Annotated in this window: 7 protein-coding genes; 1 reads left to right on the forward strand and 6 read right to left on the reverse strand. The window is 69.1% G+C overall.

Features of this window, described 5'->3' with window-relative positions:
- Positions 1-54 precede the first annotated feature (54 nt).
- The 6 genes from carB to pyrR all read right to left on the reverse strand — a co-directional run bounded on the left by carB (position 55) and on the right by pyrR (position 8024).
- The gene (gene carB, locus ACTWQO_RS23700) at positions 55-3363 is read right to left on the reverse strand and encodes a carbamoyl-phosphate synthase large subunit (protein ID WP_443239346.1); all 3309 of its coding nucleotides are present in this window, start codon (positions 3361-3363) and stop codon (positions 55-57) included.
- The gene (gene carA / locus ACTWQO_RS23705) at positions 3356-4513 is read right to left on the reverse strand and encodes a glutamine-hydrolyzing carbamoyl-phosphate synthase small subunit (protein ID WP_443239347.1); all 1158 of its coding nucleotides are present in this window, start codon (positions 4511-4513) and stop codon (positions 3356-3358) included. The genes carB and carA overlap by 8 nt, the downstream gene beginning before the upstream one ends.
- Entirely contained in the window at positions 4510-5085 is a 576-nt protein-coding gene (locus tag ACTWQO_RS23710; RefSeq protein WP_443239348.1) for a PH-like domain-containing protein, read from the reverse strand. The genes carA and ACTWQO_RS23710 overlap by 4 nt, the downstream gene beginning before the upstream one ends.
- The gene (locus ACTWQO_RS23715; RefSeq protein WP_443239349.1) at positions 5082-6368 is read right to left on the reverse strand and encodes a dihydroorotase; all 1287 of its coding nucleotides are present in this window, start codon (positions 6366-6368) and stop codon (positions 5082-5084) included. The genes ACTWQO_RS23710 and ACTWQO_RS23715 overlap by 4 nt, the downstream gene beginning before the upstream one ends.
- A 5-nt stretch (positions 6369-6373) precedes the next feature.
- Positions 6374-7351: an aspartate carbamoyltransferase catalytic subunit gene (locus ACTWQO_RS23720; RefSeq protein WP_443239350.1), complete on the reverse strand. Its 978-nt coding sequence runs from the start codon at positions 7349-7351 to the stop codon at positions 6374-6376.
- A 91-nt stretch (positions 7352-7442) separates the two neighbouring features.
- Positions 7443-8024: a bifunctional pyr operon transcriptional regulator/uracil phosphoribosyltransferase PyrR gene (gene pyrR / locus ACTWQO_RS23725; protein WP_443239351.1), complete on the reverse strand. Its 582-nt coding sequence runs from the start codon at positions 8022-8024 to the stop codon at positions 7443-7445.
- Positions 8025-8276: 252 nt separating this feature from the next.
- Between pyrR and bldD the strand changes: the two genes are divergently transcribed.
- Positions 8277-8780, forward strand: a complete 504-nt coding sequence (gene bldD / locus ACTWQO_RS23730) for a transcriptional regulator BldD (RefSeq protein WP_062722566.1) — start codon at positions 8277-8279, stop codon at positions 8778-8780.
- Positions 8781-8835 lie beyond the last annotated feature (55 nt).

Consider the following 8835-nt stretch of genomic DNA (forward strand, 5'->3'; position numbering starts at 1 on the left):
CACTGTGTCCTCACGAAGAGGGGGACACCGTTTCCGATGTCCCCCTCAGGGCTGCTAGTCGCGGGCCGCGGTCATGAACCGCGCATGTTCCTGGAGTGATCGCACGCCCACATCACCGTGGTTGAGGGCGTCGATGCCCTGGACGGCGGCGGCGAGCGCCTGAACCGTCGTCAGGCACGGCACGGAACGCGCCACGGCCGCCGTACGGATGTCGTAGCCGTCGAGGCGGCCGCCGGTGCCGTACGGGGTGTTGACGATGAGGTCGACCTCGCCGTCGTGGATGAGCTGGACGATGGTCCGCTCGCCGTTCGGGCCGGTGCCCTCGGACTGCTTGCGTACGACGGTGGCGTGGATGCCGTTGCGCTTGAGCACCTCGGCCGTGCCGGACGTGGCGAGCAACTCGAAGCCGTGGGCGACGAGTTCACGCGCCGGGAAGATCATCGAGCGCTTGTCGCGGTTGGCGACGGAGATGAAGGCGCGGCCCTTCGTCGGCAGCGGACCGTAGGCGCCCGCCTGCGACTTGGCGTACGCCGTGCCGAAGACGGAGTCGATGCCCATGACCTCGCCGGTGGAGCGCATCTCCGGGCCGAGAACCGTGTCGACGCCCCGTCCGTGGATGTCACGGAAGCGCGACCACGGCATGACCGCTTCCTTGACGGAGATCGGCGCGTCGAGCGGGAGTTCGCCGCCGTCGCCGGTCGCCGGAAGCAGGCCCTCCGCGCGGAGGTCGGCGATGGTCGCGCCCAGCGAGATCCGGGCGGCGGCCTTCGCCAGCGGCACCGCGGTCGCCTTCGAGGTGAAGGGCACCGTGCGCGAGGCACGCGGGTTGGCTTCGAGGACGTACAGGATGTCGCCCGCCATCGCGAACTGGATGTTGATCAGGCCGCGGACGCCGACGCCCTTCGCGATGGCCTCCGTCGACGCTCGCAGCCGCTTGATGTCGAAGCCGCCGAGCGTGATCGGGGGCAGCGCGCACGCCGAGTCGCCGGAGTGGATACCGGCTTCCTCGATGTGCTCCATCACGCCGCCGAGGTAGAGCTCCTGGCCGTCGTAGAGCGCGTCGACGTCGATCTCGATGGCGTCGTCGAGGAAGCGGTCGACCAGCACCGGCCGGGTGGGGCTGATCTCGGTCGACTCGGCGATGTAGGCGGACAGCCGGGTCTCGTCGTACACGATCTCCATGCCGCGCCCGCCGAGCACGTACGACGGCCTGACCAGGACCGGGTAGCCGATCTCGTCGGCGATGGCCTTGGCCTCGGCGAAGGTGGTGGCGGTGCCGTGCTTGGGGGCCGGGAGGCCGGCCTCCTTGAGGACGCGGCCGAAGGCGCCGCGGTCCTCGGCGGCGTGGATGGCCTCCGGCGACGTGCCGACGACCGGTACGCCGTTGTCCTTCAGCGCCTGCGCCAGGCCCAGCGGTGTCTGGCCGCCCAGCTGGACGATGACACCGGCGATCGGCCCCGCGAGGGACTCCGCGTGGACGATCTCCAGCACGTCTTCCAGCGTCAGCGGCTCGAAGTACAGGCGGTCGGAGGTGTCGTAGTCCGTGGAGACGGTCTCGGGGTTGCAGTTGACCATCACGGTCTCGTACCCGGCGTCGCTCAGCGCGAAGGAGGCGTGGACGCAGGAGTAGTCGAACTCGATGCCCTGGCCGATGCGGTTGGGGCCGGAGCCCAGGATGATGACGGCCGGCTTCTCACGCGAAGCGACCTCCGTCTCCTCGTCGTAGGAGGAGTAGAAGTACGGCGTCCTGGCGGCGAACTCGGCGGCGCACGTGTCGACCGTCTTGTAGACCGGGCGGATACCGAGGGCGTGCCGGACCTCTCGGACGACGTCCTCGCGCAGGCCGCGGATCTCGCCGATCTGCTGGTCGGAGAAGCCGTGCCGCTTGGCCTCGGCGAGCAGGTCCGGGGTCAGCTCCGGCGCCGCGGCCAGTTCGTCGGCGATCTCCTTGATGAGGAAGAGCTGGTCGACGAACCACGGGTCGATCTTCGTCGACTCGAAGACCTCCTCGGGAGTGGCGCCCGCGCGGATGGCCTGCATGACGGCGTTGATACGGCCGTCCGTGGGCCGTACGGCCTCACGCAGCAGCTCGTCCTTGTCGCCGGTCTCACCGACGAACGTGAACTGGCTGCCCTTCTTCTCCAGCGACCGCAGCGCCTTCTGGAACGCCTCGGTGAAGTTGCGGCCGATGGCCATGGCCTCGCCGACCGACTTCATGGTGGTGGTCAGCGTGGAGTCGGCCTGCGGGAACTTCTCGAAGGCGAACCGGGGCGCCTTGACCACCACGTAGTCGAGGGTCGGCTCGAAGGATGCCGGGGTTTCCTGCGTGATGTCGTTCGGGATCTCGTCGAGGGTGTAGCCGACGGCGAGCTTCGCGGCGATCTTGGCGATCGGGAAGCCGGTCGCCTTGGAGGCGAGGGCCGAGGAACGCGACACGCGCGGGTTCATCTCGATGACGATGACGCGGCCGTCTTCGGGGTTCACCGCGAACTGGATGTTGCAGCCGCCGGTGTCGACGCCGACCTCGCGGATGACGGCGATGCCGATGTCCCGGAGGATCTGGTACTCGCGGTCGGTCAGCGTCATCGCGGGCGCGACGGTGATCGAGTCGCCGGTGTGCACACCCATGGGGTCGAAGTTCTCGATGGAGCAGACGACCACGACGTTGTCGTGCTTGTCGCGCATCAGCTCCAGCTCGTACTCCTTCCAGCCGAGGATGGACTCCTCCAGGAGCACCTCGGTGGTGGGAGACAGGGTCAGGCCCTGGCCCGCGATGCGACGCAGTTCCTCCTCGTCGTGCGCGAAGCCGGAGCCGGCGCCGCCCATGGTGAAGGACGGGCGCACGACGACCGGGTAGCCGCCGAGGGTCTCGACGCCCCCCAGGACGTCGTCCATGGAGTGGCAGATGACCGAGCGGGCGGACTCGCCGTGGCCGATCTTGGCGTGGACGGCTTCGACGACCACCTTGAACTGGTCGCGGTCCTCGCCCTTGTGGATCGCTTCGACGTTGGCGCCGATCAGCTCGACGCCGTACTTCGCCAGTACGCCGTTCTCGTGCAGCGAGATCGCCGTGTTGAGGGCCGTCTGGCCGCCCAGGGTGGGCAGCAGGGCGTCCGGCTGCTCCTTGGCGATGATCTTCTCGACGAACTCCGGGGTGATCGGCTCGACGTAGGTCGCGTCGGCGATCTCCGGGTCGGTCATGATCGTCGCCGGGTTGGAGTTGACGAGGATGACGCGCAGGCCTTCGGCCTTGAGCACCCGGCACGCCTGGGTGCCGGAGTAGTCGAACTCGGCGGCCTGGCCGATGACGATCGGGCCGGAGCCGATGACCAGGACGGACTGGATATCGGTGCGCTTAGGCACGCTGGCCCTCCATCAGGGATACGAAGCGGTCGAACAGGTAGGCGGCGTCGTGCGGGCCCGCTGCCGCTTCGGGGTGGTACTGGACGCTGAAGGCCGGCCGGTCGAGGAGCTGCAGCCCCTCCACCACGTTGTCGTTGAGGCACACGTGGGAGACCTCGGCGCGGCCGTAGGGGGTGTCGGAGACCTTGTCGGCCGGGGCGTCGACCGCGAAGCCGTGGTTGTGCGCGGTGACCTCGACCTTGCCGGTCGTACGGTCCTGCACCGGCTGGTTGATGCCGCGGTGGCCGTACTTCAGCTTGTACGTGCCGAAGCCGAGCGCACGCCCCAGGATCTGGTTGCCGAAGCAGATGCCGAACAGCGGGGTGCCGCGTTCGAGCACAGCCCGCATCACGGCCACGGGGTGGTCGGCGGTGGCCGGGTCACCGGGGCCGTTGGAGAAGAACACGCCGTCCGGCTCGACGGCGAACACGTCCTCGGCCGTCGCCGTCGCGGGCAGCACATGCACCTCGATGCCGCGCTCGGCCATCCGGTGCGGGGTCATGCCCTTGATGCCGAGGTCCACGGCGGCGACGGTGAACTTCTTCTCACCGATCGCGGGGACGACGTACGCCTCCTTGGTGGCGACCTCGGCCGAAAGGTTCGCACCCTTCATCTCGGGGGCCTGGCGCACCTCGGCGAGCATGGTGCCCTCGTCGGGCAGGGCGTTGCCGGAGAAGATGCCGACGCGCATGGCGCCGCGCTCACGCAGATGACGGGTCAGCGCGCGCGTGTCGATGCCGGAGATGCCTACGACGCCCTGGTGGCGCAGTTCGTCGTCCAGCGACCGCTTGGCGCGCCAGTTGGAGGGCACGCGCGCGGGGTCGCGTACGACGTAACCCGCGACCCAGATCTGCTTGCTCTCGGGGTCCTCGTCGTTGACGCCGGTGTTGCCGATGTGCGGGGCGGTCATCACGACGACCTGGCGGTGGTACGACGGGTCGGTGAGGGTCTCCTGGTAGCCGGTCATGCCGGTGGAGAACACGGCCTCGCCGAAGGTGACCCCCACGGCCCCGTAGGCACGGCCGCGGAAGGTCCGGCCGTCCTCCAGGACGAGTACGGCGGGAGCCGCCTTGTGCCTCTTCGAGGCGGTCCCCTGGATGGAGGTCGTCATCGTTCGGCGCCTTCCGTGCTGTTGGTGTTGATCATGGAGTTAATGACGTCGACCCACTCGTTGTGCTCGGCGGCCGTGTCGGAGCGGAACCCGGAGTCGATCAGCCGCTCGCCGTGCGCCCAGGTCACCACGAGCAGTCCGCCCTCGGTGAGCACCTTGCCGGCGATCCCCTTGTCGAGCCGCGCCTCACGCAGGGCCGCCAGCGGGACGAAGAAGTCGGTCGCACCGGGGCGTACGACGTCCAGTCCCGCGTCCGTCAGCGTGACCTCGACCCGGCTGCGGGTGCCGAGGCCGTGCGCCACGATGCGGTCGAGCCACTGCCCGGCGGTGGTGGAGCCGTGGTAGCGGCCGCTCATCGTCAGTCTCGCCGCACCGGGCTCGTCCGGCGCGCTGGGCAGCTCGGGCAGGTCTCCCTGGAGCGTGCCGCGCCACTTCCAGCCCTCGCGCATCAGCCAGTAGATGAGCGCGACGAAGAGGGCGAGGCCGACGAGCCAGCCGATGCGGGCGGCCCAGTCGGTCACCTCCGCCGACTTCTGATCGGCGGCCAGGTGCGTCAGATGCAGAGGTGTCACGTGAGCTTCCCGTCGACGAGCGTGGCCTTGCCCCGGAGCCACGTGTGCGTCACACGGCCCGGCAGCTCACGCCCCTGGTACGGAGTGTTGCGGCTGCGCGAGGCGAAGCCCTTGGGGTCCACGGACCCACGGTATTCCGTGTCGACGAGCGTGAGGTTGGCGGGCTCACCAGCCGAGACGGGGCGGCCGTGCCCGCCCGCCTGCCCGATCCGGGCGGGCTTGAAGGACATGCGCTCGGCGACCCCGGCCCAGGTGAGGAGTCCGGTGTCCACCATCGTCTCCTGGACCACTGACAACGCGGTCTCCAGGCCGACCATGCCCATGGCGGCCGCGGCCCACTCGCAGTCCTTGTCCTCGTGCGGGTGCGGGGCGTGGTCGGTGGCGACGATGTCGATCGTGCCGTCGGCGAGGGCCTCGCGCAGGGCTAGCACATCGCGCTCGGTGCGCAGCGGCGGGTTGACCTTGTAGACCGGGTTGTACGTCCGGACCAGTTCGTCGGTGAGGAGGAGGTGGTGCGGGGTGACCTCGGCGGTGACGTCGATGCCGCGGGACTTGGCCCAGCGGATGATCTCGACGGAGCCTGCGGTCGACAGATGGCAGATGTGGACGCGGGAGCCGACGTGCTCGGCGAGCAGGACATCCCGGGCGATGATCGATTCTTCGGCCACCGCCGGCCAGCCGCCGAGACCCAGCTCGGCGGAGACCACGCCCTCGTTCATCTGGGCGCCCTCGGTCAGCCGCGGCTCCTGCGCGTGCTGCGCGACGACGCCGCCGAAGGCCTTCACGTACTCCAGCGCCCGGCGCATGATCACGGCGTCGTCGACGCACTTGCCGTCGTCGGAGAAGACGGTGACCCCGGCCGCCGACTCGTGCATGGCGCCCAGCTCGGCCAGCTTCTTGCCGTCCAGGCCGACGGTGACGGCGCCGATGGGCTGCACATCGCAGTAGCCGTGCTCCTGGCCGAGCCGGTACACCTGCTCGACGACACCGGCGGTGTCGGCGACCGGGAAGGTGTTGGCCATGGCGAACACGGCCGTGTAGCCGCCGGAAGCCGCCGCACGCGTACCGGTCAGCACGGTCTCGGAGTCCTCGCGCCCCGGCTCACGCAGATGGGTGTGCAGATCGACGAGGCCGGGCAGCAGCACCTTCCCGCCCGCCTCGACGACCTGGGCGCCCTCGTCCGGCAGACCGGTGCCCACGGCCGCGATCTGCGCGCCCTCGATCAGGACGTCCTGCGGCTCACCGCCGAGCACCTTCGCACCACGGATCAGGATCTTGCTCATCTGTCTTACTTCTCCTCGGTACGGGGGTGACTGACGGCCGGCTCGCTGCCGCCCAGCAGCAGGTACAGGACGGCCATCCGGATGGAGACTCCGTTTGCGACCTGCTCGATGGCGGTGCAGCGCTCGGAGTCGGCGACCTCGGCGGTGATCTCCATGCCGCGGACCATCGGCCCGGGGTGCATCACGATGGAGTGCTCGGGCATCTTCGCCATGCGGTCGCCGTTGAGGCCGTAGCGCCGCGAGTACTCGCGCTCGGTCGGGAAGAATGCGGCGTTCATCCGCTCGCGCTGGACGCGCAGCATCATCACCGCGTCGGACTTGGGCAACGTGCTGTCCAGGTCGTACGCCACCTCGCACGGCCAGGTCTCGATGCCGACCGGCAGCAGGGTGGGCGGGGCGACGAGCGTGACGTTCGCGCCGAGGGTGTGCAGCAGATCGACGTTGGAGCGGGCGACGCGGCTGTGCAGGATGTCGCCGACGATCGTGATGCGCTTGCCCTCGAGGTCCTGCCCTATCCCGGCGTCCCGCCCGACCAGGCGCCGCCGCATGGTGAAGGCGTCCAACAGGGCCTGCGTGGGGTGCTGGTGGGTGCCGTCGCCGGCGTTGATGACGGCGGCGTCGATCCAGCCGGAGTTGGCCAGGGTGTACGGCGCTCCGGAGGCGCCGTGCCGGATGACGACGGCGTCGACCCCCATGGCTTCGAGGGTCTGGGCGGTGTCCTTCAGGGACTCGCCCTTGGACACCGAGGAGCCCTTGGCCGAGAAGTTGATGACATCGGCGGACAGGCGCTTCTCCGCCGCTTCGAAGGAGATCCGGGTCCGTGTCGAGTCCTCGAAGAAGAGGTTGACGACGGTTCGGCCGCGCAAGGTCGGCAGTTTCTTGATCGGCCGGTCAGCGACCCGGGCCATCTCCTCGGCGGTGTCGAGGATCTGGACGGCGTCGTCGCGGGTGAGGTCGGCGGCCGAGATGAGATGACGCTGCATCTTTCAGGCTCCGTAAGGCAGTTCAGTTTTGGGAGATTCTGGGCAAGCAGGGATGCGCCGGGGCATACCGGGGGTACACGCCGGCTGCTTGCTACTGGGTCGGCTTCACACCGAGCAGCACGGTGTCGCGACCGTCCTCCTCGGCGAGCTGGACCTTGACCGTCTCCCGCAACGACGTGGGGAGGTTCTTGCCGACATAGTCGGCGCGGATGGGCAGTTCACGGTGGCCGCGGTCGACGAGAACCGCGAGCTGCACGGCGCGCGGGCGGCCGATGTCGTTCAGCGCGTCGAGCGCGGCGCGAATCGTGCGGCCGGAGAAGAGCACGTCGTCGACGAGGACGACGAGGCGGCCGTCGACACCGTCACCGGGGATGTCCGTGCGGGCCAGCGCGCGCGGCGGATGCATGCGCAGGTCGTCGCGGTACATGGTGATGTCGAGCGAACCGACCGGGATCTTGCGGTCGGTGATCTCCTCGAGCTTGCGGCCGAGCCGCTGGGCGAGGAAGACGCCTCGGGTGGGGATACCGAGGAGCACCACGTCGTCGGCGCCCTTGGCGCGCTCGACGATCTCGTGGGCGATGCGGGTCAACACCCGCGCGATGTCAGGGCCTTCGAGAACGGGCCGGGCTTCGGACTGCTCTGAGTCCTGCTGGGTGTCCTGCTGCTTGTCCATATGAAACGGACCTCCTTCTCCGCCTCACGGGACGGACCTTAAAGGACGCCGGAATTGCGCCATCCACGGTAGCAGGCCGGGACGACTGCCCTGATCACCCCCTTGGCGTAATCAGGTGCTGATACCACGGAAGAGTCGGTGTGGACCATTCGGCTTGACGCAGAAGAGTCACGCTGCGTAACCTCACAGTGAGTTACCAGCCGCGCGGCCTGGAACCACACCAGCTGCGTCGACACAGTGCCGGGGAGCTATATGTCCAGCGAATACGCCAAACAGCTCGGGGCCAAGCTCCGGGCCATCCGCACCCAGCAGGGCCTTTCCCTCCACGGTGTCGAGGAGAAGTCCCAGGGACGCTGGAAGGCGGTCGTGGTCGGATCGTACGAGCGCGGTGACCGTGCCGTGACCGTACAGCGCCTTGCCGAGCTGGCGGATTTCTACGGCGTTCCGGTGCAGGAGCTGCTGCCGGGCACCACGCCGGGCGGTGCCGCCGAGCCGCCGCCGAAGCTGGTTCTGGACCTGGAGCGGCTGGCCCATGTGCCGGCCGAGAAGGCGGGTCCCCTGCAGCGGTATGCGGCCACGATCCAGTCGCAGCGCGGTGACTACAACGGCAAGGTGCTCTCGATCCGCCAGGACGACCTGCGCACACTCGCCGTCATCTACGACCAGTCGCCCTCGGTCCTGACCGAGCAGCTGATCAGCTGGGGCGTCCTGGACGCGGACGCGCGCCGCGCGGTCTCCCACGCCGAGGAGGGCTGAGCGCTCCGCCGCTTCAGCAGAAACGTGCCACCAGGGTGGCCCAGACCCTTTTTTT

The organism is Streptomyces sp. 4N124 (assembly GCF_052245395.1).
Classification (GTDB): domain Bacteria; phylum Actinomycetota; class Actinomycetes; order Streptomycetales; family Streptomycetaceae; genus Streptomyces.